Source organism: Pseudomonas sp., assembly GCF_048265905.1.
GTDB lineage: Bacteria > Pseudomonadota > Gammaproteobacteria > Pseudomonadales > Pseudomonadaceae > Aquipseudomonas.
In genome coordinates, this window is the sequence record NZ_JBLXAP010000023.1 from 1 (window position 1) to 25,689 (window position 25,689).

At 52.9% G+C, this 25,689-nt stretch carries 19 protein-coding genes and 4 pseudogenes; 9 read left to right on the forward strand and 14 right to left on the reverse strand.

The features are described from left to right. Positions 1 to 285 precede the first annotated feature (285 nt). Both ACN0UH_RS18900 and ACN0UH_RS18905 read left to right on the forward strand, forming a co-directional pair. Positions 286 to 933, forward strand: a complete 648-nt coding sequence (locus tag ACN0UH_RS18900) for an inovirus Gp2 family protein (RefSeq protein WP_417663513.1) — start codon at positions 286 to 288, stop codon at positions 931 to 933. Between the two features lie 140 nt (positions 934 to 1,073). Next, a pseudogene (locus tag ACN0UH_RS18905) lies at positions 1,074 to 1,359 on the forward strand (integrase core domain-containing protein); the annotation flags it as partial. Positions 1,360 to 1,422: 63 nt separating this feature from the next. Here ACN0UH_RS18905 and ACN0UH_RS18910 read toward each other — a convergent pair. Then, positions 1,423 to 1,935 (reverse strand): YkgB family protein, encoded by a 513-nt coding sequence (locus tag ACN0UH_RS18910; RefSeq protein WP_417663514.1) that lies wholly within the window; start codon positions 1,933 to 1,935, stop codon positions 1,423 to 1,425. Between the two features lie 374 nt (positions 1,936 to 2,309). Between ACN0UH_RS18910 and ACN0UH_RS18915 the strand changes: the two genes are divergently transcribed. Then, a complete protein-coding gene (locus tag ACN0UH_RS18915; RefSeq protein ID WP_417663515.1) occupies positions 2,310 to 3,167 on the forward strand; it encodes a cupin domain-containing protein in 858 nt (285 codons plus the stop codon). A 43-nt stretch (positions 3,168 to 3,210) separates the two neighbouring features. On the opposite strand, the gene ACN0UH_RS18920 is transcribed toward ACN0UH_RS18915, so the two are convergent. Both ACN0UH_RS18920 and ACN0UH_RS18925 read right to left on the reverse strand, forming a co-directional pair. After that, positions 3,211 to 3,333 carry a hypothetical protein gene (locus ACN0UH_RS18920; protein WP_417663516.1) on the reverse strand — a complete coding sequence of 41 codons (123 nt, stop codon included), beginning with the start codon at positions 3,331 to 3,333 and terminating at the stop codon, positions 3,211 to 3,213. 275 nt (positions 3,334 to 3,608) lie between these two features. Beyond that, positions 3,609 to 4,604, reverse strand: a complete 996-nt coding sequence (locus ACN0UH_RS18925; protein ID WP_417663517.1) for a hypothetical protein — start codon at positions 4,602 to 4,604, stop codon at positions 3,609 to 3,611. Between the two features lie 272 nt (positions 4,605 to 4,876). Here ACN0UH_RS18925 and ACN0UH_RS18930 point away from each other — a divergent pair, with 272 nt between their 5' ends. Continuing rightward, on the forward strand, positions 4,877 to 8,467 hold the full coding sequence (locus ACN0UH_RS18930) for an AAA domain-containing protein (RefSeq protein ID WP_417663518.1): 3,591 nt from the start codon (positions 4,877 to 4,879) through the stop codon (positions 8,465 to 8,467). Between the two features lie 253 nt (positions 8,468 to 8,720). Here ACN0UH_RS18930 and ACN0UH_RS18935 read toward each other — a convergent pair. Both ACN0UH_RS18935 and ACN0UH_RS18940 read right to left on the reverse strand, forming a co-directional pair. After that, positions 8,721 to 10,152 (reverse strand): annotated as a pseudogene (locus ACN0UH_RS18935) (IS1182 family transposase). 154 nt (positions 10,153 to 10,306) lie between these two features. Beyond that, complete coding sequence (locus tag ACN0UH_RS18940) at positions 10,307 to 12,667, reverse strand: DNA polymerase II (RefSeq protein WP_417663519.1); 2,361 nt, start codon at positions 12,665 to 12,667, stop codon at positions 10,307 to 10,309. 513 nt (positions 12,668 to 13,180) lie between these two features. Here ACN0UH_RS18940 and ACN0UH_RS18945 point away from each other — a divergent pair. Then, positions 13,181 to 13,597, forward strand: a complete 417-nt coding sequence (locus ACN0UH_RS18945) for a hypothetical protein (protein ID WP_417663520.1) — start codon at positions 13,181 to 13,183, stop codon at positions 13,595 to 13,597. 24 nt (positions 13,598 to 13,621) lie between these two features. On the opposite strand, the gene ACN0UH_RS18950 is transcribed toward ACN0UH_RS18945, so the two are convergent. Next, the gene (locus ACN0UH_RS18950) at positions 13,622 to 13,825 is read right to left on the reverse strand and encodes a hypothetical protein (RefSeq protein WP_417663521.1); all 204 of its coding nucleotides are present in this window, start codon (positions 13,823 to 13,825) and stop codon (positions 13,622 to 13,624) included. Positions 13,826 to 13,901: 76 nt separating this feature from the next. On the opposite strand from ACN0UH_RS18950, the gene ACN0UH_RS18955 reads away from it, so the two are divergent. After that, positions 13,902 to 14,273: a hypothetical protein gene (locus ACN0UH_RS18955; RefSeq protein ID WP_417663522.1), complete on the forward strand. Its 372-nt coding sequence runs from the start codon at positions 13,902 to 13,904 to the stop codon at positions 14,271 to 14,273. A gap of 307 nt (positions 14,274 to 14,580) precedes the next feature. On the opposite strand, the gene ACN0UH_RS18960 is transcribed toward ACN0UH_RS18955, so the two are convergent. From ACN0UH_RS18960 to ACN0UH_RS18975, 4 genes are all read right to left on the reverse strand, one after another. Further along, the gene (locus tag ACN0UH_RS18960) at positions 14,581 to 14,937 is read right to left on the reverse strand and encodes a hypothetical protein (protein WP_417663523.1); all 357 of its coding nucleotides are present in this window, start codon (positions 14,935 to 14,937) and stop codon (positions 14,581 to 14,583) included. An 81-nt stretch (positions 14,938 to 15,018) separates the two neighbouring features. Further along, entirely contained in the window at positions 15,019 to 16,416 is a 1,398-nt protein-coding gene (locus ACN0UH_RS18965) for a TULIP family P47-like protein (protein ID WP_417663524.1), read from the reverse strand. A 31-nt stretch (positions 16,417 to 16,447) separates the two neighbouring features. Further along, a complete protein-coding gene (locus tag ACN0UH_RS18970) occupies positions 16,448 to 18,622 on the reverse strand; it encodes a TULIP family P47-like protein (protein WP_417663525.1) in 2,175 nt (724 codons plus the stop codon). Between the two features lie 67 nt (positions 18,623 to 18,689). Further along, positions 18,690 to 20,042 carry a TULIP family P47-like protein gene (locus ACN0UH_RS18975; RefSeq protein WP_417663526.1) on the reverse strand — a complete coding sequence of 451 codons (1,353 nt, stop codon included), beginning with the start codon at positions 20,040 to 20,042 and terminating at the stop codon, positions 18,690 to 18,692. Positions 20,043 to 20,270: 228 nt separating this feature from the next. Between ACN0UH_RS18975 and ACN0UH_RS18980 the strand changes: the two are divergent. The 3 genes and pseudogenes from ACN0UH_RS18980 to ACN0UH_RS18990 all read left to right on the forward strand — a co-directional run. Further along, a pseudogene (locus ACN0UH_RS18980) lies at positions 20,271 to 20,489 on the forward strand (integrase); the annotation flags it as partial. Between the two features lie 417 nt (positions 20,490 to 20,906). After that, positions 20,907 to 22,031: a DUF4062 domain-containing protein gene (locus tag ACN0UH_RS18985; protein ID WP_417663527.1), complete on the forward strand. Its 1,125-nt coding sequence runs from the start codon at positions 20,907 to 20,909 to the stop codon at positions 22,029 to 22,031. 5 nt (positions 22,032 to 22,036) lie between these two features. Further along, complete coding sequence (locus tag ACN0UH_RS18990; protein WP_417663528.1) at positions 22,037 to 23,803, forward strand: alkaline phosphatase family protein; 1,767 nt, start codon at positions 22,037 to 22,039, stop codon at positions 23,801 to 23,803. Positions 23,804 to 23,855: 52 nt separating this feature from the next. On the opposite strand, the pseudogene ACN0UH_RS18995 reads toward ACN0UH_RS18990, so the two are convergent. The 4 genes and pseudogenes from ACN0UH_RS18995 to ACN0UH_RS19010 all read right to left on the reverse strand — a co-directional run. Next, a pseudogene (locus ACN0UH_RS18995) lies at positions 23,856 to 24,005 on the reverse strand (AAA family ATPase); the annotation flags it as partial. 596 nt (positions 24,006 to 24,601) lie between these two features. Continuing rightward, positions 24,602 to 24,862, reverse strand: coding sequence for a hypothetical protein (locus ACN0UH_RS19000; protein ID WP_417663529.1), 261 nt, complete (start codon positions 24,860 to 24,862; stop codon positions 24,602 to 24,604). 13 nt (positions 24,863 to 24,875) lie between these two features. Then, positions 24,876 to 25,253, reverse strand: a complete 378-nt coding sequence (locus ACN0UH_RS19005) for a hypothetical protein (RefSeq protein ID WP_417663530.1) — start codon at positions 25,251 to 25,253, stop codon at positions 24,876 to 24,878. Positions 25,254 to 25,297: 44 nt separating this feature from the next. Beyond that, a partial coding sequence (locus ACN0UH_RS19010; protein ID WP_417663531.1) for a hypothetical protein occupies positions 25,298 to 25,689 on the reverse strand: 392 nt, incomplete at its 5' end.

Consider the following 25,689-nt stretch of genomic DNA (forward strand, 5'->3'; position numbering starts at 1 on the left):
TTAAACTGAGTGATAATTTTTTATCCGAGCGAATTTGCTTGGTTATTTGATTTGCAACCAGCGGTTGCTCTAGTTTGTTGCCAGTAATAACCTGTCTGTGCGGGTAGTATGTTTATACATCTATCAATCTCTATACACACCATCTTTGTTACTACCAGCTATATACATCGTAGGTAAGCCATTGGGAAACAATCCCAATGGTCTGAATAGTAAAGTCAGCTTAAGAAGCAAGTAAAGAATTACTCAGCATGTTGTTGATATGTACAACAACCGAGAGTAATTCCTATGCAACGCCATCTATCCAACAAAAACCTGAACCTTTACTACGGTGAGACTTTTAAAGGGCTACCAATAATGGCCGACAAAGGGCCATTCATCTACCAACACCTCGATAGGCTGAAAGCGACCATAGAACTCACTCTGGGTGAGTATCCACGTGTTTTCGCATTTCGTTGTGATTTACGCTTTCCTGTAGGTTTGCAGGCTTACACGAACACAGTGATTAGTAAGTTCTTTGAGTCGTTTAAAGCCAAGATTGCACATAACCGTCGTATGGCAGTTCAGCGAGGTGGGCGTGCTCATCCATGCAATGTCCGTTACGTATGGGCCAGGGAACAGGGGGAGGGTAGCCAAGTACACCACTACCACTTGCTGATCCTGCTGAACCAGGACGCGTTCTTCACACTCGGCAAATTGGAGTCCGACAACGCAAATATCTTTCATCGGCTTGAGGAGGCGTGGGCCAGTGCCCTGGGGTTACCGGTGCACTACGTGAGGGGGCTAGTTCATATACCTGACAATGCAACGTACCGTATCCATCGAGATGAGCCGATGGGGCTGGTGGCCCTATTTCATAGGGCAAGCTATCTCTGCAAAGCAGCAACGAAGGTTTATGGCTACGGTCATCATGGGTTTGGATGCAGTTGTAGCTAGGGCTACCTCCTGAAATACCGTACCGGTTTGTCACTGGCATCGTGAGTTCCCTATCTGAAGCCTCCCTCCTGGAGCTTAGGCTACTCCTGTTACGATTCCTTTGGGGGGATGGATATTGATCCGGTTGGTAAAACTGTTTGAGGCTGTTTTCAATCCTGCGTGAAAGGCGTTTGTTGGTAGCCCGCAAGCGGGCTTATCACAAGACGACCGACAGTCATCATCGCTTTCGACGCCATCCGAACCTGCTCAAGCCAGGGCCTGACCAAGTTGTTCCAACAGAAGATTTAACTCAGGCAAAGAAGATGGTGAGCGAGTCGGTGGCGATCTATAACAACGAGCGTCCACACCTGTCGTTGAAATACAAAACGCCCGATGCGGTGCACCGGACGTTAGGCTGAAACAGGTGTAAACCTATTTCAGGACTAGACATAAACAAAAAAGGCCTTCTAGTTCTACTAGAAGGCCTTTTTAAGTACTACCGTTTTCGTCCTAACCGATTTCCTGTTCAAGCGCAGTAATCGAGGTACCGGCAATAAAAATTGAAGCTGCAAGAAGCCCCAGATCCTTCAGCAAGAATTGGCCGGGAACCACTGAAATCGCAGGGAAACCGAGAGTGGGTTCGAATACACCTGGAGTGGTCAGCATGAATGATAGCGTTGTGATGAATAGGCCGGCCGACAGGATACCACCCAAAATCGACAACTTGGGTGAGAGGATTCGGGCTGCGATAAGCACGCCGATGGAAATCTCCAGAACTCCGAGAAAGTTTGAGAAACCCTGAATACTCATGAAGCTGTACATCCAGGAAAGCAGTGGGCTATTACTGACAAACCCGTAAATTGCGTTCGCTTCATACCCGGAGAATTTCATTCCGCCGAACCACAAGTAAATAATGGTCATAGCAAAGTAAATGCCCCCTGCTCCGAATCGGGTGACATGTGCGCCTATACCTTTTTTGAGGGGGCTGAGGGCATTAACGTGACTGATGCTAGAAGTGGTCATAATGTTGCTCCGGAATATTAATGGTTTTAGTGGTTTAGTTCGGTGTGCCGCGCACCTTTCGTACGTCATTTCCAAAAAGACGCTTTCCAGTGCAGCTATGAGTCGAACGCATGAACAAATGAGTGACAGGAGTTTCCTTATAAAACATCAGTAAAAGCGTGAGGCCTGATGTTTTTTTGGCTACCTCTGCTGCATCGTTTGACGGATGCATTGAGCGACTTTTTCAAAACAAGTACAGGTTTACGTAGCACTATTGTTCTCCAGTGAGGATGCGCATTGCGCGTCGAGTACGGTGCTATAGTGCAACGGAAAGTAATCGTTTTGGATGCAATTAGTCCATAATATGCTGCAGATCGTCTGTATTGAGATGGGCCATGGATCGTTTATCCAAGCTATTGGCGTTATTCGGTGTCCGCGCGGACCTGTTTTACAGTGGCGGACTTTGCGGGGTGAGTTCATTCGACGGAGCGAATCGGAGAGGGCACATACATCTGCTGCAGGAGGGAGAGCTGGGGTTGGCAATCGCGGGTCGGCCGCAGGTATTTCTGACCGAGCCGAGCCTGATTTTCTTTCCCCGGCCGAGCCAGCACCAGTTGGTCGGCACCGAGTCCGGTGGTGCTCACTTGCAATGTGCATCTCTGGAGTTCGCAGGCGGCGCGAACAATCCGTTGGCAGCGTCGCTGCCTGATATGATCGTGCAGCCTCTGACCGAACTCTCAATGCTTTCAGACACGGTTAAATGGTTGTTCGCCGAGGCTGCCAGTGATCATTGCGGTCGCCACGCGACGCTGGATCGATTGTTCGAGCTTACAGTCATCCAGTTGTTGCGGCACCAGCTGGATCATCAGCAACTCAAATCCGGGATGATGGCGGGGCTGGCGGATGTTCGTCTGGCCCGTTCACTGGTAAGAATTCACGAAGAACCGCACCATCCATGGTCGATCTCGGAACTGGCCGGCGAGTCGAATATGTCGCGGGCCAGCTATGCAGCGCATTTCAAGGTTGTCGTAGGGCAGACCCCTGCCGAGTATCTGTTGAGCTGGCGGATCAGTCTTGCTCAGAAACTGTTGCGAGAAGGCCGCTCTGTGGCCTTGATTTCCGAGCCGGTGGGATATGACAGCCCTTCCGCCCTGGCTCGCGCCTTCCGGCGAAGAACTGGCTTGAGTCCTCGTGAATGGATGAAGCCCGTTAGAGCGAATGGTGCCTCCCTGAACGAGGGCGCTGACCGCTGAAGCGCGGATCTTTTGCGGGGAGCTGAACGGTTCAGGTGGCTTCCTAGAATTCGTCGTCGAAATTGAACAGGGGCGAGATGTAGTCGAAGCTGTAGCCGCCAAGAGTGCCGGACTGCTCACCCTTGGCAGTTTTGGAGATAGCCTGCTGAAGCCCGTTCTCGTCCATGCTGCTTAGCTTCAGCTCAAATAAGGCTTGCTCCAGAAGCTTTTCTAGGGCTTCTGGAGTGCTGGCCTCTACAGTGCTGGCGACTTTACCCGGTGTTTTTGCCTTGAAAAAAGGGGACGGATTTATTTATAGGATAGACCATCCGCGCCTAGCCGGTTATAGCCTGCCGCAACCGGTAGCTGTGGGTCAGCTTCAGTCATTCGTGACGGGCAGCTAGCGACCCGGAGCAGCTCTTCAGAGAGGGCCGCTTCGGTTCGAACCCGTCCAAACTTTATTTACGATGCGATGCGTATACCCGTTGCTCCGTAACGCCGGATTAGACCTTGATCGACTTCAGCCACGAAGCGATCTGGACGCACTTCTAGCATTGTCGAGGTCAGCCTCTGTACTGCCTCAACATTCTTGGCTCGGAGCGTTTGGTTTTTTACTAATTGCACCATCAAAACTAGATTCGTTGGTTTAAGAAAATCGGCTATCAATTTTTTCTGGGTTCCAAGCTCCCTTTCGATTACTACTATCGTCCCAAGCTCTCGAAATATTGCCTCAACTTCATCCTGCTCAATCTTTGATAGACGCTTCCTGGTAGGGATTGCTTCAACTCGATGCAGAAAGGCGTATAGGGTTTCTTGAAAGTTTTGAGCGTTCAAGTCCAGCCAAAGGCCTAATCCTGTCATGGAGCCACAAATGTGTGGATACCACCGGCGCTCTATAGCATTCTTACCTGTTGAATTCTCGTCCTTCTTGGTGATCTGGTACTCCCAAACAATCTGGAGGGATTTGCGGCGCCAGCGCTCTACTAACGCACTGAACACTACCTCGGGAAACGCTTCACGTATTTGAAATACCTGGAATTCTAGATCACGTAGCTGTTTGAGTGCGGTTTTAACGCGTGTTATCACTTCAGTTCTTTCTTTGAGTCTTTCGCTTATTTTGTAAGCACGAATAGAAATACGCTCTGCTGAATCCAGTTCTCGAAGTTCATTTCGCAGTTGGCCGTCATCAAGGCCTAGGTGATTGAAAGCGCAACAATTGCCAATCAATACTCGCTGCCCTTCTTTGCACTCAACAGCGTAGCCATGAGAGTGCTCTTGCCCGCACCGACTATTTTTTTTGAGAAATTGGCACTGCGCTTCTGATTTGATCAGATGATAGGAGCGTAAAGGACGGCTGTAGTCCTCTTTCGAAAACACATAATCAAAATCAATAGCGAAAAGGCTTTTGATTTCATCCAGATATCGAATTTCGTGAGTGGCTATGAGAGGTGACGACATGGGCTACTCCACAATTTATGGGCGAGGCTTGACCATCATTGATGATGGTATCGTCACATTGGTGGTTATGCAACCAGCATGTAAATACATACAGTTCTAGCAATTCAGACGTCGATCACTTTCCACTGGCTCCTTCTGGTCGACAGCTGTGTCAGGTGGCTAGCTGCCGCATGACTCCACCATGTATGTCGTCGTTGAGCAACGGTTGTATGTCGCCAATTGAACGTTAACGTAGAATCATAAGCGACGATCGCTCAGGCTCGGATTAGGTTATGCAAGGCAAGCAGCAAGACATGGCGGTTTTGGATGGTTGGCGTGCATTCGTTGACGCGGCCGGGATAGCCAAGAGCCGCATCAAGGATGCCGATGTCCACGAGCATCAGCAGATTAAGCTCAACAGGAAAAGCCTTCAGGAGGACGACCAGGGGTTCTGTTTTTCTCTATCTGGCGCTCAAGCGTCTACCCTAAAGGGTCGTTTCACCAAGCCGAATGAGCAGGGGGGCATGGAGTCCGTCCCCCTGCAGCTCGGCTTTCCGTTGCTGCGCGTCACTGAAGGCTCGAAAGCCTTTTTCATTCCGCTTTTTCGCTATTCGTTGCCCGATACCTGGCATAGCGAGGACTCGCAGCTGTTCACCGTACCTGTGAAGCAAGGCTCCGAAGTCGCACCGAACATTGAGGCTTTTCGCCTGTACTTGGATATTGATGTTCAGGAGCTGGGGTCCGAGCGGCACATGATGAGTATCGCTGCCGCCTGCTTGGAGGATGCGCAGGCGAGTTTTGGTGAGCTTTTCAGTGCATTTCTGCGTTGGGTCAAACAGCGTTTGTACGACTTGGGCGAAAGCTCAGCCAAAAACACTACGGCTTCCCTAGAGCTGGCTTTCACCGCGATCATTTGTCCGGAAGCGAGTTCTGACTTCAACACCAAGGAGCAGTTGAAGGATTACGAGGTGCTCCTGCGGCGCTCCAACCTGCAGGGATTGCCTTTACTTCGGCAGTACATCGAGCACCGCTCTGCCGATACAGCTTTAACGCCTTCATCACCCTTGCGTCCTCCCTACGGCCTGTTCGAGCGCCAATATCCCTTGGGGCGTGGACAGATGATGGCGCTTGCTCAAATTTCGAGTGGAGCGTCGTTGTCGGCTGTGCAGGGGGCTCCGGGTACGGGAAAAACAACCCTCTTCAAGTCACTCATTGCCAGTCAGCTCGTAGAGCGGGCTCTAGCATGCATTGGTAGCAATGATCGTAATCTGGGGTTGATTGTTACCTCCACGGCCAAGAAGGCCGTAGAAAATGTTATCGATGATCTTCGCGACGATGCTTACCTAGAGAACATCAACTGGCTGTATTTCCAAGGAGGAGACAGTGGCCAGGTGACTAATGAGCTCCAGCGTGTAAGCGCGTTGCTACGGCAGCTTGATACTGAGCTCCACGATCAGGACAAGCAGAAGGTGTTAGCAGCGAGGCTCACCGAGAGTCGGCGCTTAATTGACGTCTGTCTGAATCGATTCGAGGTGCTGAAAAAACAGCTCGATGTGGCGACTGCGCCCTTGATGGGGGCGTCGCCTGAAGACTATGAGGCGCAACTAAGACTACTCGGAAGGGATGTATCTCGACGGTGCTCGGAGTTAGGTTTCTCCGTTGAGCGGAGGGCAGACATTGCTCAGCAATGTACCGATGCTCTCGCCAGCCTCGATGCTCAAAGGGTGAAGTATGCAGACGCCCAAAAGTGGCTGTCTGGCGGCTATGGCAAATTGGTTGGCGCTCCTTTCCCAATGGAAAACTACCATGACTGGTTGAGCAGTTCACTGAGCGAAAACCTTCAGCATCATTATTCTGAGCACCCAACGAGTGGATTTAGGCTACTACTGGCCAAGTGGTTCGGCGCCAAGTACCGAGCGGCACGGGAACATCTACACAAGGTCTACTCTGAAGATTATTTGAATTACGGTTTGAGTGGCCTCGATCAGGTGCAGTTGGCGAAGCTTGCACACAACCGCAAGGAGCTGCTCACAGCAGTTGACACTGATCTGCTATTGAAAGCCGCGAGTAGGGAAGAGACCAATGCAGAGAAGGAGAGGGAGCGGGCTTTAACGCAGCTTTCAACTGACTTATCTGAACTCACGTCTCGCATCGGTAATTTGCATCGCTATAAAGGGGCGAAACGTGCCCTGCAAGACGCGTTTCCTGAAGGCGATTGGTTCGAAGTGCTGCGTAGGCGCTTCATCGTGGAGCAGCGTGTGCTATTCGAGTGTGCGATTGACTACCTCTGGCAGGAGTTGCTGCGGCATAAGGCTTCAGTGCGTCAGGTACTCTCGCTTTGGAGCAGCATGCTAAGTGGAAAGCAAGACAGTGGGTATTACCGGTGGAAGGACAAACTGGAGGAGTTTTATCGCTATATCACCCTGGCCTATCCGGTGATGGCATCTACCTTGGCGTCGGCGCACAAATTAGCCGGCTACAAACTCTCTGACTTGAACGGGTTCACACCTTACCAACTGAGCCTTGTGGATGAGGCAGGTATGATTTCGGTGGAATCGCTGGTTCCGCTGATGGCGCGCAGTCAAAGGGCAATCGTTGTCGGCGACCCCTTGCAAATCGAGCCCATACGCTCGTTGGATAAGGCGGCGGCAGAAAAGCTGAAAACCCAGTATTTTGAAAACAACACGCTCTATGAAGCGGTCTCGCCAATGCTAGTCACGGCCTATCACCGGGCAGCTGGTACCTTCACCGGAAGCGTTACTGATATTGGAAATGGCATAGTTCTAGACGAGCACCGACGTTGTCAGCCGCCAATCGCCGCGCTGTTTATGAGCATTGCCGAGTACAGCGGGGTGCAGGTACGCACCGCGACAGCTGACGCCAGAATTCAGGCTGCCTGCGCCAACATGGGGGGCTTCAATCTGATGTTCTACGGGGTCCAAGGGCGTCGAGGACTTATGCCCAATACCAACCAAGATGAAGTGGACGCCATCGGTTTGTTGTTGGACAAACTTGAGGCGGCTGGGTACGACCTGACCCGAGACGTGGGGATCATCACGCCGTACTCCAACCAGAAGAGCCTGCTCATCAAAGCCTATGGTGAGCGCCTCAGGCACCGTCAGGCACTCAAGATCGGTTCAGTACATCAGTTCCAGGGTGTTGGATTTGAAGTGATCATCTACTCACCTGTGATCTTCTTGCGTACCGACAAAGATGCCTTCCAGAACAGCAAGCCCAATCTCTTGAACGTTGCGGTGTCGCGTGCTAAGCAGCAGTTCATTGTGGTCGGTAACCAGCAGCGTCTTCTGGCAGCAGGCAAGTCTCTGGCCCGGATGGCCGAGATTTGTGCAGAATCGTTCATCGTCAACATGGAGCATCAGAGCCCTTCCTTCGAGAACGCCAGTACTCGTGGTGTGAAGCACTATTTTGACTGCGAGCACATTACGGCGTTTGAATCGCTGGTCTCCTTAAGCCGGCATTCATTTACGGTAGTCGTCCCCTGGATTCGTCAAGGTTCGAGCTTTAATCATCCTCCATTGAAGTTACTTCGCGCAGCTCAGGAGCGCGGTGTTGCGGTCACTGTTTATTACGGCTATGACTGCGCTGACAGGGTGGATGCTGATGATGGAGATCCGGGCCTTATCCTGGCTTATCGTCGTCAGTTGGGGGAGGAAAATGTCATTCGTCTTCCAGGCGGGACTCACGAGAAAATCCTTCTAGTCGACGAACAAGTGGCGACTGTGGGAAGCTGGAATTGGCTTTCGCACAGTTACTATCGCTATTGTGAAGCTCCTGATTGGCAAAGTTTGTCTTTGCGGCGGGAGACCAGCGTGGAGCTGCGAGACCTTCATTTGATTGCACAGCTGAAAGCGCGCATTGCTTGATAGTTGAGTGAAGCCTGAGTCACCCTCAGTTTTATAGGCAGTCTCAAGTAACAGCTTTAGATCCGATTTTTTCAATTGCGAGCGTTATCATTCGGCCCTGAGTGTGTAAAAACACTTTCGCATCTTGGGTGCCTCAGCCTAGCGTGCCTGGGAGAGACGATTAGCCAAGCATCTGCCAAGATCAGCAGCGATAACGTTCCAAAGCGTTTATGAAGCGCTTGAGGGCCTCTTGGAACAACGAAACACGGGGCTTTTACGCCGCCATCGCCTTCAACAGACCCACGGTACCAAGGATTTTCATAACCCGCTTCATGTTGTAGGCGAGCACATTGAGGCTCATTTCTGCGCTGAATCCAACGAGCTTACGCGTCAGGAAATGCGTCGAGCCCATCCATTGTTTGAGCGTCCCGAAGTGATGCTCAACAGTCCGTTTTCGGACTCGCATCATGTCTGGTGCATGGTTCATTCGACGCTACATTTCTTCAAGCACGGTTTCGTGTTCCCAGCGACGGATCCGCCGTTGCTTACTCGGCGTGCACTGCGTCTTCAGCGCGCAACTCTGGCATTTAAAACTCCAGTAACGGTGCAGTAGCAAGCCCTTTTCTATGCTGGAGAATCGCCAGATCAACGCCTCTCCAGCGGGACAAATGTATTCGTTTTTTGCCGCGTCATAGATGAAGGCATCGTTATTGAAACGCCCGTCAGCCTTGGCTCCAGAGGTCATCGGTTTGGTCACATAGGCGGTGATGCCTGCATCGTGACAAGCTAGGATTTGTTCGCTTTTGAAGTAACCTCGGTCAGCCACTACCGACAACGTATCTGACGCCATCGCCTCGCGGGCCTGCTTCGCCATTGAACTGAGTTGGTCACGGTCAGAACCTTTGTTGGTGACCTCGTGAGCAACGATCAAATGGTGCTGCGTGTCGACTGCTGTCTGCACGTTGTAGCCGACGGTGCCGCTGCCGCGCGTCATCATCGAACGGGCATCCGGGTCGGTCAGCGAAACCTGTTTGTCCGGCGATTCGTTGAGCTGAGTTTCAATCCCTTGAAGCTCTTTCATCTGTTCTTTGAGCTTTGCGATTTTCTCTTCCAGGCTCGCCGTGTCTGGCTTAGAGTACGCTAGGTACCTGTCGATCAGCCGCATCGAGCGCGGCCAAATAACGGCTGATGCTCGCCTCGATTTCTTCCATGCGCCGCTTCAGTTTGGCGCTGGTGAAGTTGCGGTCACGGTTGTTCACCGCCTTGAATTTGCTGCCATCGATAGCGACTAGGTTTTCGCTAAACAACCCCAACTGCTGGCAGAGCAAAATGAACTGGCGGCAGGCGCCGCGAACGGCTTTGCTGTTGTCTTTTCGGAAGTTGGCAATGGTCTTGAAGTCGGGCATTAACCGCCCGGTTAACCACATCAGTTCGACGTTGCGCAGAGCTTCTCGCTCAAGACGGCGACTCGATTGGATGCGGTTCGGGTAACCGTAGATATAGATCTTTAGCAGGACAGCGGGATGGTAAGCAGGTCTGCCGGTTTCGGCTGGAATGACGCCATCAAAACCTAGCGTGGCTAGGTCGAGTTCGTCGACGAAGACATCGACCACACGTACCGGATTGGTATCGCTGACGTAGTCGTCGAGGCTTTCGGGAAGTAAGGTGCTTTGACCTCGGTGTTCACCCTGGATAAACCGCTTCATGGGCGTCCCTTGCGCTGAGATTCTCGGAAATCATAGCAAGGGTTTACCTGTGCGTTTTTACACACTCTGGGCCGACTCCTGCCTGCCAAGGCTACGATGCCTCTTGGTCAATTCCTTGTAATATCCAAATAAAGGCTGCGGCCGAGGGCGGTCCTTAAAACAAGCCCAGCTGGCCGCCAATCAGAGTGCTGAAGTCGTCATCAACAAACGGCAGAATCGCGTCCGCAACCGGTTGCAGCTGGCGAGTCAGGTAGTGGTCGTAGTCGATTGATGCGCGGCGAATTTCCAGTGGCTCGGGGCCGTTCTTGCTGATGACGTAACTGATCCAGCCGCCATTCTGGTATTGCATCGGCCGGCCCAACTCGGCGTTGTATTCGTCCGCTGTGCGGGCGGCGCGTACATGTGGCGGTACATTGCGCTGGTAATCATTGAGCGGTCGGCGCAGGCGCTTGCGGTAGACCAGCAGGTCATCCAGCTCACCCGCCAGCGTGCGTTGCACGTAGTCGCGAACATAGGCCTGATACGGTTTCTGGTCGAAGATCAGTTTATACAGCTCGCGCTGAAACTGTTGAGCCAGTGGCGACCAGTCACTGCGCACGGTCTCTAGGCCTTTGTAGACCATTTCCGAGGTGCCGTCGCTGCGCCGCACCTTGCCGGCATAACGCTTCTTGCTGCCTTCCTCCGCGCCGCGAATTGTCGGCATCAGGAAGCGGCAATAGTGGCTCTCGAACTGTAATTCCAGTGCACTATCAAGGCCGTAGTGCTGCTGCAAATGCGTCTTCCACCATTGATTGACAGTGGCTACCAGCTCGAGGCCGATACGGGTTGCATCGGCCTCGCTGTGCGGGCGCTTGAGCCACACAAATGTCGAGTCGGTGTCGCCGTAAATCACCGCGTAACCCTGAACCTCGATAAGCTCGCGGGTCAGGCGCATGATCTCGTGGCCGCGCAGGGTAATAGAGGAGGCGAGGCGCGGATCGAAGAATCGACAGCCACTGGAACCCAGCACCCCGTAAAACGCATTCATGATGATTTTTAGCGCTTGCGACAGGGGCGCGTTGTGCTCACGTTTGGCTGTCTCGCGGCCATCGGCAACCCGCGCCACTATCGACGGCAGGCAATGGGTTTCGCGCGAGAAGCGTGCGCCTCTGAAACCGGCGACCGAATGTGCATCATCCGGCTGCTGCAGGCCTTCGATCAAGCCGACCGGGTCGATCAGGAAGGTGCGGATGATTGATGGGTACAGGCTCTTGAAATCGAGCACCAGCACTGAGTCATACAAGCCCGGCTGCGAGTCCATCACAAAACCGCCGGGGCTGGCTTCGGGCGGTCGCTCGCCCTGATTGGGCGCGACATATCCCTTGCGGTGCATCAGCGGCATGTATAGGTGTGTGAAGGCGGCCACCGAACCGCCATTGCGATCCGCAGGCAGGCCGGTGACACTGGCGCGCTCGAGCAGAAAGCGCAGGAGTTCGGTCTTGGCGAAGATGCGGGTTACCAGTTCGCAGTCCTTGAGGTTGTAGTGCGCCAGCGCCGGCTTGTCTTCGGCGAACATCCTGTTGATTTCATCCATGCGCTGGTACGGCGTGCTGATCGACTTGCCCTCGCCAAGCAGGGTCTGCGCGACGCTTTCCAGGCTGAAGGAAGGAAAGCTCCAGGTGGCTGAACGCAAGCCTTCGATGCCGTCGATAATCAGCCGGCCCGCCGCTTCTGCGAAGTAGTGGCTGCGGCTGCCATGTTCGCGCCAGAGCACTTCGCTGTTGCCACGCCCAAGCAGCAGGGGTACGGCCAGCCTGCGAGCGTGCTGGTGGAGAATGCGCAGGTCAAACTGCACCACGTTCCAGCCAATAATTGCGTCGGGATCGTGGGCGGCAAACCACTGGTTGAGCTGCTGCAGCAGTTCGACTCTTGAGGCGCAGTACTGCAGGTTGAAGTCGAGCGGGGTCGCATCGCCATTCGACGGGCCGAGCATGTACACATCGCGCTGGCCGCACCCTTCAAGTGCTATCGAATAAAGCTCGCCATGTTCGGTAGTTTCGATATCTAGCGAGACCAGCCGCAAGGTCGGGCGATAGTCTGGGGCCGGCTTGAGTTGCGCGTTCGTCACGATGCCATCTGCATCGACAGTGCCTGCAAAACTCACCCCTGCGGTGATGAATCGCTCCATAAGGTAACGTTCGGGCGGACGAATGTCGGCCTCGTAGACATCCACGCCGGATTTACGCAGCAGTTTGTCCAGCTGCATGAGTTGACGATATTGCTGGCAGTACAAGCCAAGCACCGGGCGTTGCTGAAAGTCGCGCAGCCCCAGCGTGCGTAAATCGCAGCCCGCCTCGTTGGCGAGCAGGGCTTCAACTTGCTGGCGCTGCTCGGCCGGAATAAATGCAACCGAGGTTTGCAGCGGCAAGCGCAACTGGCGCGGGCCCTGATCGGTTGCCAGCCAGAACTCCACCACGCTGCCGCCTGGCGTATCACGCCAATGTCGCGACAAAATAAAACCGTGTTGAAATTCCACTAAGCCCATCCGCATATTGCATTAACTGGCTGATTCTACCTGTCTGGCGCGGCGCCTGTGTACTAACCGGGCTAACGGCGAAACTGCACTCCAGTTGACCAGCAGCTTGCATTCGACGTGACTTGTCATTTGCAGTTTTACGGCCACCGATTGCATCGGATTTGACCCGTAAACTTTCTGGCCATGATCGGCCAAAAGCGGCCGGTATATCCGATAAATAAATACGTCCCATTTTCGCTGAGCGCTCCCAGGAGACGGGCGGACGTCAGGCCTAAGTCTCCGCTCTGCGATTTTCTTGAGTCAGGTCTTCACCATCTGTGCTGCGAAGGTGGCAGGGATTGAATGGCGGGCATCTGTATTCAGAGTGGCGTGATCGATTCTATGCCTGTCGGCAGCAATCGGGAGGGCCAATTACCTTCATGGAAGGCATGGCATGTTGTAAGCTGTTCTACGATGTTTTTCCCCTCCCTCCCAGTAGTTCTATGAGCTATGTATGAAAGTGCAAGGATTGCCATGCTGATCAAATGCCCAGGCTGTTCGAAATCAAATGATCTGAATTTGGATACCAAAATTAATTGCGGGCACTGCAAGAAGCCTCTGGCTGGACACACCTACGGCAAGATCAAAAAGTCGGTAGGAGCTGTAGTTGTGGCTTTTGGAGTTGGTGTGGTTGGCACTAAACAGCTGGTCGACTACAAGGGTTATATGGATCGTTACTCTATAAAGAATGAGTATGCGATTATCGAGATGTGTCTTAATTCGTCGCAGCAGCCTCTGGCCAGCTACCAATACGCAAGCAAGAGGGATGACTGCATCTGCGCTTTGGGAGAGGTGCAGAAGTCTTTCAAGGTCGTGGATTTCAACAAGAATACGGATAAATACCTAGCTGCCTTTGAGTCGGCAGCCAGGCAGTGCAAGCTTACTAGGTAGTCCTTGTCCTACTAACGCTGAGTATTACTTCTTCGGAGCTGGCGGATTGTTATCGCGCCCGCCACCGGAAGGCATGCCGTCATGCTTGCTCGGCCAGCCAGCATCTTTGCTGCTTGCTGTCGATTGAGCGCGAGAGGCGAAAGGGCCTTTCTGGATCTGGCCGCCATTCTGCTTTGCGGTAGCGGCGGTAATTCGCGAAGCGTCGGCTTGGGTCATTTTCTTGGACATTTTCATTTCCTTCCATCAGTGGTTTTAGGTGTCCCCGCTGGGACGATTCGAACATTAGCTAGGTGCTTGGAGACAGATGGGGACGAAAACGGAGCAGTTGCAGCGCGAGATCAAAAATCTGATCAAGCAGTTGGGATGGTCGCAAAAGCGGTTCGCCCGTGAGCTTCTGGCGATGACTGATGAGGGCGACTGTGCGAATGAGAAAGAGGTGGGGCAGTACGAGGAGCGTGTGAAGAAATACCTTTCAAGGCCTACTACTAATCCAGAGCTCTTGCAGCGATACCTCCACCAGCTTCAGCATCACGATGCGTTCTCGAATCTGAAGGTGGTAGTTCCCCACTTCGTTCCCGTGGAAGGTTTCAACATAGATTTAGTGAAAGGCATGCAGTTGATTTCGATGAGACTCGATGAGACGCTGCTAAAGGACGAGGTTGACGATATAGGCTGAATCCCCCGGACTTCTTTGGCCCTCGGCGACCGCTTTTGGCCGGTTTCTGCCTGCCGCCAAACGGCAGGCGTCGGCCAAAATCAGGCGTTCACGTCCTGAGACCGTCCTGCAGCATAATTATACATAGCTGAGATTGTTCAATATGCCACGGGTCATGAAGTATCTTTGGTATAGATATTGAGACTTTTGGCTCCCAATACTGATTTGCTTCGGTTGCCGCTTTGAGCTGGGCTTGAGCGTGGGTCGGCTGTCGGTTGAAGCGACGACATTTGGCTTTGGTAGCTATCTCGCTGGGCTATCAAAAAGGTTATTTTCTAGTTGCAAAAAGCGTTGGCAACGACCCGAGTTCGTCGAAGAACGCCTCGGGAAGATCGGGAAGTGCCTGCTTCAAAGCGCCGATCGGATCCTCCATGAAAGACTCCATGCGTGATGCATCGCCACCCAGCCATGAAAAAAAGAGCTGTTCGTTCGCTATCATTTCTTGAATCAGTCGCTCAACTTTCTCAGCTGTCGCCGAATCGGTCTCTGCGAACTTGCGGATGAGTGGGTGGTTCTCCTTGGTGACGAATGCTCTTGGCGCGCGCGATGAGAAAGTGACGTAATGCTCACCCATTGAGTCGTCTTTCAGGCGGTACTTAACGAAGTGGCTCTGCTGGACTGTCATGGTTTGCCTCCTATTTGTTCCGTACGAGTCAATGAGTTCTGCCATTGGAATTAATAGCCCAGATCACCTGTGTCATTTGAGCTAGACGAACAGCGGATCGCCGCCCAGCTGCAAGGAAATGTTCGGGTGAGCGTAGTCAAGTTTAAGCGAGTCGCTGCCCGTCCATTTGATCGGGTCGACGGCGTTGACCATGAGCAAGTCCACGGCAGGAGATGTGTCCATGTTCACCGATTCGATCGTCGCCGTCGTGATTTGTGTGGCGCCCAAGAGCAGCCCGATTACCAACCCCCCCAGCATGATTGACGCACCATCCGTGAGCGGCGCACAGATCAGTGAAACTAAGCCGATGATGATGGACAGGATCACTTCGGTGATGATCACACCAGGATCCTGATGGACGGCATATTGCTGATCCGTAGGTTGTGTCTGGATGAAGGTAATGGTCTGTCCGTTGTTCGAAGTCCCAAGGTTAAGTGTGTACCAGTTGGTGGCCGTCGTTTCCGACGTCACGCCGAAGGTAATGTAAGTGTTGGTTGTGCTGGTGACGGTGTAGGTCTCGCCGTCAGTCTCTACAGTGAGTGCGGTGAGCTTCGGGTAGTACGTCGACCCGTTGTGATCCACTGGTGGCATGTCGACGCTGACGTCTGGTACAAGATAGAGACGGGTCTTGTCGTCGCTCATCAGGAAGGTGGCGTCGGTCAATCCCGGATAGGCAACCATGATCGCCGGTCGCACCAGGTCATAAAGCGTTCGCTCTTGGGACACCAAAAAACCGGCCTCACTGCCTGAAGGAATTGCCGATGGAGATATCTGTTCGCTCAGGTCTTCACCGTTTCGATCGCCGGTCATGGTGAGCACGCCCAAGATGCTGTCCTCCAAGGTGTTGCCGTCCAGATAGGCGTAGCTGGTGTAGTTGGGGGTCACAAAACCCCATTGTTGCTGGTCGATCATCCGATTGAGATCAACGACTGAAAAGATGTGGTTGAACTCCCCCAAGTTACCATTGATCCAGTCCAGCAGCGCCTGGCCAAAGACTGCATTGCTGATCGTCCCTGGGTCCGGGGAAAGTGTCACCTGCCCGACGAGGGCGGCGACAGGTGTCGATGGATCGTCCGACGTGGTTTTCGCTGTCAGTGCGACAGGATTGGAAGGGACGTCAGTCGATGTTTCATGAGGAATGTAGTGGAGGTTGATTTCGATGATCGCGGTTCCCGTTGCACAGGTCACACGTGTCCCACTGCTGTAGTCGATCACGATCCCGTTCATGGGGATGGAAAAACGCACGTTCTTTCCATCGCCTCCCATGCATATCTGCCAATCACCAAAGTCAGCCGAAACGGTGTAGGAGTCAGCCGCCGTAGTGGTGAAACCCGGCGGTGATGACTTTTGATCCACAATGGTCTTGTTGACGTCCGGAATCGGGATGGCGAACGCGGTATCCCAATTGTAGGTATAAACCCCCGCAGTGCTGGTCACCATGAAGCCTCTCCTTATCCCTTCGTCGTTGATTTCATTTCGTCTTTAGGCCGATCTGAAGTGAGTCGGCAAGCCAAGCCGACTTCAGGTCATAACCGTTGACGCCCGGTAGGGTGTACGGCTCAATGGCATCATCAGCGAACTCATCGAATCCAGGCACATTGTCCCATTCGTTGTCGTACACCGAGGCCAAGATGGCGGAGACAGCGAGTTCCCCACCAGTGGCGGCTCCCACGACAGCCGTGATACTGCCAAATATCTTCCAGCGAGTTGAGTTAAAGGCATTTTTGATCCGGGTCATGCGGCCTGAAGCCTGCTCAGCCCCATTGGCCAAGGCATCCTCCTCGTTGGCAATGTTCTGCTCCTCCGCTTCTTCGCTGCCACTGAGTTCCTCGACGAAGGACACTTCATCGATGATTGCCGTGCCTTCTTCTGTGGTGATGGCCGTCACTTCTGCGGTGCTGGCCAAGCCCTCCACGACCGGACCGAGCACTGCGACCAGAGCAAGGCATGCAGTGACTGCACCCATCACGATTTCGAATGTAATCTCTGCTTGGGTCTTGGTTACGACGACGGTCATGTTGCGCACTGATTGGGTGAAGTTGAAAATCTGCTTGGTCGCACCTGTAGACGTCGTGACTGTCTTCAAGCCAAGGTTGACCTGCTCTGTGTAGTTAATGTGCACGTCGTATTGCCAGCTTTGCGAATATGTCAGGTCGATGAATTTGATTTCGAGGAAGCTATGTTCCAGGTTCATCTCGAACTGCCCGGCGGCGATGGTGACTTGGGTCGCCGTATAGAACTCGAGTTGGCCATTGTTGAGGTCAACGATGTACTCGGTACTGTTTCCACTGAGAAACCATTGACTGCCCGCCACGTTTACCTTGACGGAATCGCCGCGCAAGTCAGGGTTATAGTAATAACCGCCGTTGCCATTCTGAAATTTGAAGGCGTCGACGAGGCCTTGAGGAAGTATTCCCGCGTCCAACTGGGACGAGTAGCCGTCGTCAGCGGTAGTAGCATCGGGGTCGTCCTCCATTTTGAAATAGCCGTACGTCAGCTCTTTGACGTTCTGAATGGACAGCCCGTCGTTAAATATCGAGAAATCATTATCGCTGGCACCATCGAACAGGTTCTTGGCCCCACCGAGCATCATGTTCTTCATGAAGTTCGATCCGCTGATCAGCAACCCCACGTCGGCGCCGTTAGCATCGCTACCGGTAGGAATGGCGTTGGGGGATACCTGGTGATTGGAACCCGGTGTGTTGTCCTGGATCATGGTCAGTACACCCATCACCGAGTTGGCCATGTCCTGCTCGTCGATAACGGCATAGCTGGTGGCTGTCGGGTCAATCCAGGTATAGCTGGGGGATTTTCCGATCTGGAGCGTCAGGTCGATGGCGGAAAAAATGAAGTTGAAATAGCTGATGTTGCTGTTGAACCATTCGCTCAGGAGCTCAGGAAGCACTGCGTTGCCAATGCTGCCAGCGTTTGGTGCGTTGAGGATATTCATCACCACAACGGCTGGGGTTCCGCCAGCTTCGTGGCTTAGCGCACGAAGCTGGCTGGTGAACGACTGGGTGTACTGATACACCGAGAGGAATTGGTTCTGATCTTTGTCTTCGCTAAAGAAGAGATAATAGTAATTGTTGTCGGCGGCGGCGATTGTCCAGGCGGCTTGGGGGGTCACCGTCGAGAGAGTCGACTCACTGGTGATCGTAATTCCGTTAGTCGCAAAGTCAGCAATAAGGGCGGCGTCGATAATATTGTTGTTGAGGTCGGCAACAATGCCATCCACGCCGTTGTCGATCACAAAGGAAATCTGATCAGGGTCGGGGATCCAGTCCATGTTGATCTGGATTATTACGCTCATGCCCAGATCGTCCAGCGTGTAACTCGTGGCACCAGCCTGATAGACCCCGCTGGCGATCGGAACACTCATGTTGATGTTTTTGCCGTCCCCGCCAGTGGTCAGCTGCCAGGCGTCCAAATTCGCTTGAATCTGATAAGTGGGATCATCGCTGGCTGCTTGCGAGAGTGTCTTCGCCCGATCGTCGACGGTGCTCCAGTTGTTGGCGATCGCAGTATTGGTGGTATCGAAATGCGAGGCAACCACCGTATCCCAGTTGTAAGTATCGGCTGTCGGACGAGTGGCGATTTCTGATACGGCTACAGGGGCAAGCGAGGTGTCGTCGGTAGTGTTGGCCATTGGCTGTTTCCTCTTGGATGGTCAGATCGGGTGCCCGGCAAGAAGCTCAATGCGGGCACTTGGACGCTCAGGAAAGGTTTCCACGGAAGTAGAGGGCACCGTCGAGCCCGCCGTCGATCAACGCAAAAGTTTGACCGTTGGCCTGCCAGTCAAGGAGGTCGGTGACGTTGACTGCATTTGTTCCAATTGCAGATTGCATCGCCTTGTTGATGTCCGACATGCCTACATCGTTGACTTGATCGCCGAAGTCGTTGACAGCATCTGTAATGTCCGCAATTAAGCCGACAAGCGTCAGGCCCAGGCCCACCAAGATGATGTAGTCATACCAAGGAATGTCCTGATCGTGGGTGGTTTTTGGGTTCGGGTCTGACATAAAGGCCATTGAACCGTTCGACACATTCAATGAGAGCGGGTTGACCGTCTTGACGGTCCAGCTATAGGTCGCATCGGGGAGATCTGCCAGGCCAAAAAGGAAGGTCAGCGGGCCGCCGCCCGCGGAGGAAGTCTGCAATCCGTCCCCGGCGTCCGAAGGCCACAGGGAAAAGCTGTTGGTGTTGATGTCGTCGCCATCAATCGTGATGGTGAATGAGCCGTTGTTGGAAATCAGTGAATGCTGGTTCGATTGACTGACGGAAAACGTTCCATTCGGGAAGGAGGACTTAACACTGGGCAAAAGTATATTTTGGAAGAAGACGCTCTGGGAGATAAGGGCGACAGCGTTGGAGCCCGCCTTGAGCGCCGTCGAATCGAATGCGGGTGTGGACGGAAATGGCACGTCGCTGAGCATTGATAAAAAGCACAGGGCTTCAATGTCACCCGATGCAACGTAGTACTGCCACTTGTACGGGCGCAGCCATGTTGTAGTCCCCGCGGGCACCGGGACGACTCCGGCGAACACGTACTGCAGGTTGCTTCGGTTCTCATAGAACGCCGCCTGGACGATTTGCTTGAGCATGCCGATGGCGGCGCTCGTCAACGTTCCAGAAGGATCTGTCACCGTCAGAATCGAAACGTAGCCGGGATTATCGGGCGTGGCGTTTTGAGTGGGGGAGAATACCAGTTGGGTGAGCGACCCTTCGCCGCTAAGCTCCTGTTGATTGCCAGGACCCATCCAGCCGAGTGTTATCTCGAGCAATAGTGAAACCCCGGACATATTCCATTGGCCGTTGATGCCGGGGAGGTTGGAAATGCTCAAACTACCATCCTTGATCGGCACGTTGAGCTTCATCAGGCTGTTTTGGCCGCCATTTGCCATACTCCATACGCCCAGCTCGACATCGAGGGTAGTGATAGCCCCGGTCATTGGGTCGTGGTCTGTATAAGCGATGGGCATCGAGACAGATGCCAGATTCTTGCTCATGACGTCGTTGACTTTGTCTTGGGTCAACGCATAGGAATAGTCGTATTGATAGGTATCCATGAGAGCATCTCTGCCTCTAAATTATGGCGTTCAGTCAATTAACAACGAATGGTGACGAAGGTTAGTTGCTTTTTATCGAGGGTCAAACTTTCAGCTTAAATAAATGACGCCAATAAAATGTCATTTACTGGTAACGCCTTTAAATTTATCCGGACGATTGCTACTGGCCGGGCAGCGACTATTGCTCTGGCTAGCCGTGCTTGTTCTCCCGCATGTGGAGGACTTGCCATGAAAATCATTGCTACTTGCAGCAGTCAGCCTTGGAACAAAGGAAAGTTGGTCGGGCAGAAACCCCCGCTCCGATTGAAAGATATCTGGGCCATCCGAGTAAGGCTTCAAATTGCAGAAAGAACACGGGATTTGGCTCTCTTCGATCTGGCCATCGACAGCAAGCTTCGAGCCTGCGACTTAACCAAACTCTTTGTGCGCGACGTTGCCTATGGCAAGCACTAAAAATGGGAGAATTACCAGTGGAGCCCTGCACTTGGTGAGTCTTTTGAAAAATCGTTGAGGGGCGACTTGGACGCTGGATGCCTCGATATTGGATGCGTTGCCTCTCATGGCCATTTTTACTATCAGTGCCAGAACGATCAATTCTGTTTCGAATGAGAAACCAAGCCAGTCACAGGCTTTCCGTTCAAGCTGATAGCGCAGCTTCAGTTTAGTGGCACAGTCCCGATGATCGACATTGATGCCTATACGATGTGGTTAACTAAAGACTAATTGATCTGCTCTTGATTCATTCTCATGATCACTGTCGGAAGGCTTATAAACACAGCCATGTGTTGCTGGTGAACGCTGACTATAGGTTTGGAGTTTTTCAAGAAGATCTCGATTGCCCGCAACTGCTTTAAGGAGTGAGGAATGGCACTGTCAAAAAAAATCAGAGTAATGATCTCAAGCCGGTGCCTTGATCACTTCCCTTTGGGTAGCGATCAGAACCTCAGTGAAATCCGACTGCAGCTCAAGGCGGAGATTGAGTCCAGGTTTTTTTTTGGAAAGCAGCTGTTTGAGGTGTGGATCAACGAAGATGCTCCACCTGAGGATGGGACACACGACAGCTGGGACGCGTGCCTAAAAGCGGTCAGGGATTGTGATGTTCTGATCGTACTATCCAATGGTAATGCGGGGTGGGCAAAACGTGCTGGCGAGATCGGAGTATGTCATGCGGAATACATGGAGGGTTTGGCAAGCTCGCGTGGGAAAGTTCGCTTGATTGCCTTGCCTAACGTGCCCGTTGACACCGCACAGGCTGAATCTACGCAGCGGAATAAACTTTTCCAGGACTATGTTGCGTTGCAATCCCCCTTTAGAGGCGGGACTGTCGCTACGGTCGAGGAGTTACGTACGCGCGTACATGAGGCGTTACTAGACGCGCTCGTTGTCTTTACTCAACGCGGTGTTTCCTCCGCTGCATCTAGTCGTTTTGATATGGGCCAGGCTCTAGATTGGACGCGCCTTGACTTTCGCCAACGCAAGTCCGTGATGGAGAAGGTCTTGCACGAAGCACTGGTCGCATCTGGTGGTAAAGCAAGTGGCCCGGGCGTGATCTCGGAGATCGCTGGCGTTAAAGTCGCGATTCTCGTCCACGCAATACCTGCGGCATTCACGGTCGCTGCTGCCCGTGAACTCGTGGGTAAACCCTTCTTACGTGACCACGAGCAAGCCGACCTCCTAGAGAGGGCAGAAGGGCCACTGCATCTAATTGCATGCCATCGGGGAGCAACAGAGACCCAGGCCGCTGCGTTATTGGGTTTCGCTGATGCTACTGTCGTCAGTGGCTCCTTCGGTATATTCGTGGCGGACGATGTCCAGAAGATGCAGTTTGCCTTTCTTGCCAACTGTCGAGACGAGTCGCATACCCGCCATACTCTTCAGCGATTTCTGGAGTGGCTGGAGCAAACAGGTGAAGCGTCAAATGTAGCTTCCAGAGCGACCTCCCGCGCCAAAATTGTCAAGGTCATCGCCGCCGAATTGACAAAGGACTAACAGCAATGCCTAAAGCGATTTTCACTGTGGGACCTGTGCTTTCTTTCAGAGGCATCAAGGGTGATCAATGGCAAGTAACGGCCTTGATTGGCATTCGCAGAGGATCAAAAATTCCGACTTTGCATGTCGACGGGCATAAGTGCCCTGTGCCCAGGGTTCTTCTCGCAACCTCAAAAGAGACAATCCTTCGGTATGACTTGAGCTGCGATCTCGGCCAGCAAGAACGAGTCGTGCAGTACGGTATCGCCGAAGATGGCCCCGCATGGGAATTCTCGATTCCTGGGCGGGAGTACGCGCCAAGGGTCGCTTATGTATCTTGTAACGGTTTTACCGATTCCAGCGGGTTAAGGAAGCTTGCCCTTCCTGAGCATGCAGTCTGGGCTGACCTGTTATGCAATCACGACAGGAAACTTCGCCCTAAGAAGGACTATGTGCTGGATAAAGAGCAGCTCTGGCATGAGGGGCGCATCCACGATAAAGGGCTGAAGCGCTTCCATCTTCTGAGTATGGGCGGAGACCAAATCTACTTCGACTCCATCTGGGAGGACATCAAAGCGCTCAAGCGGTGGGTCGGTTTATCACGCAAAGAGCAGCTTGAGTTCAAGGTGAATAGCACCTTGGAGAAGGAAATCGAGGCGTACTATTTAGGTCTGTACTCAACGCGTTGGTTGCCGGAAACCAGGCGTGATTGGGGACGTGAACACAATCTCGATGCTGCAGATGCAATGGCTCGAATCCCGACTGTGATGATGTGGGATGACCACGACATTTTTGACGGTTGGGGCTCATATAGCCCGGCTATGCAGAACTGTCCGTTGTTTCAAGCACTCATACGGCATGCGCGCAGAGCATTCTGGGTTTTTCAGATGCAGCACTCACTGGAAAACTTGCCTCAACTAGAGGCTCTAAAGCGTGCGAATGTATCTATACAGGATCCCCAGTTCGAGCCCATACAGTGGGGCGAGCAACTGAAGGATGACCCCCTGGCATTACCTCTTTTAGATTCCCAACCCGGTTTCAGCTTCGGCCATCACCTTGGGCCACTGTCTCTGTTTGTCGCTGATTTGCGTACTGAACGATCGCGCACTCAGATTATGGGTTCCTATACCTGGACAGCTTTTCAGCAATGGCTTAACACCCTCCAAGTTGGAGAGCCTAAGCATCCAGGTAGCAAATGCCAGCACCTGATTCTCATGTCCTCGGTTCCGGTCGCTCATCCCAAATTATCGTTGGCGGAAGGGTTACTAGATACGTTCGGCCAAGATCACGTACTTGATAGCAATGCCGATGATTTGAAGGACCACTGGTCTCATGGCGATCATGAGGGGGAGCGTAAGCGACTGCTGGAAACCCTCACCAAGATTGCCGAAGACCGACTACTACGGGTGTCTATCGCCTCGGGTGATGTGCATGTGGCTGCGTGGGGTAGCTGCTACAGGCGTGACATTCCACCGACGTCGAACTGGGCGCAAATTCAGCAATTCACGTCTTCTGGCATCGTGCATCCATCGCTCATTGGTGTGGCGGAGCGGCTCTTTTTACAGCTCCTCAATAGCACCGCCAGTAAAGTTCAGTCCATTGACGTCCAGCACTGTGTAGAAATGATGATTTTCCCGGGCCATAACCGCTACATCATGCCTGCAAGAAACTGGATGGCGTTCGAACTGGATATGGGAGGCGAGAGGGGATGCAAGCTTTGGACAACCTGGAGGTGTGAGAACGAGTCTGGGTTTTCGAACCACCTTCAAGCGGTGCACCCAGCTCAGTTATGAGGTCGTGCGCATAGATACCTGACTGACCAACCGCTGGTCCAAGGCAAACCAGCGATATTGCCTTCAGTAGCGTGGTCTTGCCTGCACCATTATTGCCCAATAATAGATTGACGTTTTTCTGCTTGGGAGTCGGGATGAATGAGATCCATTTGGGCTTTCGGAAGCTGCGGAAATTCCGCAAAACTATCTTGTCGATGTACATACGAAACCCTGACGGCCGCTCCCCGGAAAATATTAGAAGCGGATAGCGTAGCAGCTTAGATAGGCCAAAGTTACCGATTAGCCCCAAGCCTCCTAGACAAATCTGATTATCAACCAAGGGTAAGAAGATGGCATCAGTCAACGGTTGCTTTTGGCCGATTCTGTTGAAAAAGTCGGTTTACCCAAACGGCCCTACTAGTGACTGATGAAAAGGCCTTTTCAGCGCGTCGCTACGTGAAATCTGAGCCCGAAAACATCTGCCGGATTTTAGGATTTCAATCTCAAACGCCAACTTTTCCGCCGTGGTAACCAAAGCCGACTTTTTCAACAGAATCGGCCGTTCTCTGTCCGTCACAGCCCAGTTGCATGCCGTTGGAGTAGCGTGCGAACTTGCATCTACGTGGACGCAGTTGACCTAGATTGATCTGGACGCAATTTGGCTCGACTTACCGCAGCAAGAGCCATACTTGATCCAACGGAATAGGCATCGCTTGAATTTAGATTTCTTGCGCCGTGGCTTTACTTAAAAGAAAAATAAAGTCTGACTGCAGCCAGGTACCCCATTTCAGGGTAACCGGCTGCAGTCGATGGGGAAGGTCATTCTTGTCGACAGGCCATGGCAGATGCCATTAGGTCTTTGACAAGTTGCTTTGACGGCGTGCTGTACTGATTGTTGAACGCTTTCATTTCAGCGGGTGAGTACGTCTTCTCCAGATTTTCGAACATACAGGAACAGATTGATTTTGATGCACCGCCTTGCATGCAGCCTGAGAGGAATTGCCCTCTGATTTGTGAGCTTTCGTCGGAGCATCCCGTCAATGCAATCAAGGCAATGACGGTCATAAGTGCGAGTCGCATGTGAGCTCCTAGGCTACTTGAGTACGATGGCAGCACCAGTGAACACACCTATAAACAGACCAACGACTTGCGGGCCAAGCGCCCAAAAGACCTTGATCCAGATCAGGCTCAAGATGCCGCCATTGGTGAACACCGCATCAGGGTGAGCAAAGCGGCGAATGGCGTCACCTATAAGCGCGCCACCCCAGCCCAGCGCCGAGCCCACTAGAGCCGCCATGGTTTTGGCGAATAAACCAGCGCCAAGAACCATTGCTGAGGTGTTGAAAGTGACGGAGAAAATTGCGAGCGCCACTGCGGCGATGCCCCAGCCAATTACAGCAGGGCTGAAGCTAAAGGCCTCGGTTGCGTCTTCGTCTAGGTGATCCTGATCATCTTGGTTGTATTGGCTCATGGTGTTTTCCTTATTGTGGGCAGGGGCTTACTGCGAGTCGGGTTTTACCAAGCGGCTTGACAGCTGTTGTCTTCGTCTTCGAGTGCTGGCAAAGCGACTTTGATATTGCGCGTGGACAGGTTGATGACTTGTCCTTGGGCGCTGAGTTGCAGGCGATTGGCATCACGCAACGCTTGCCAGAACTCATGCCTAAAGATGTCGCTGCATACGCGGCATTCGGTATTGAAGGGGTTGCTGAAGGTTTTGCCGTCGATGATCACATCAAATCCCTGCTCGCTTTCGGAGGTATATCCGCGTCCCTTAATTGCAGCGCTTGCTGAGATGTAGCGGTTCTCGTCATTCGGGCAGGCAATGATCAACTCGTTACCGTTGCCATCATCGACGGCATATTCGCTGGTGCCCATGGCCCAGCCTGAAGTCCATTCGCCTGAGCCAG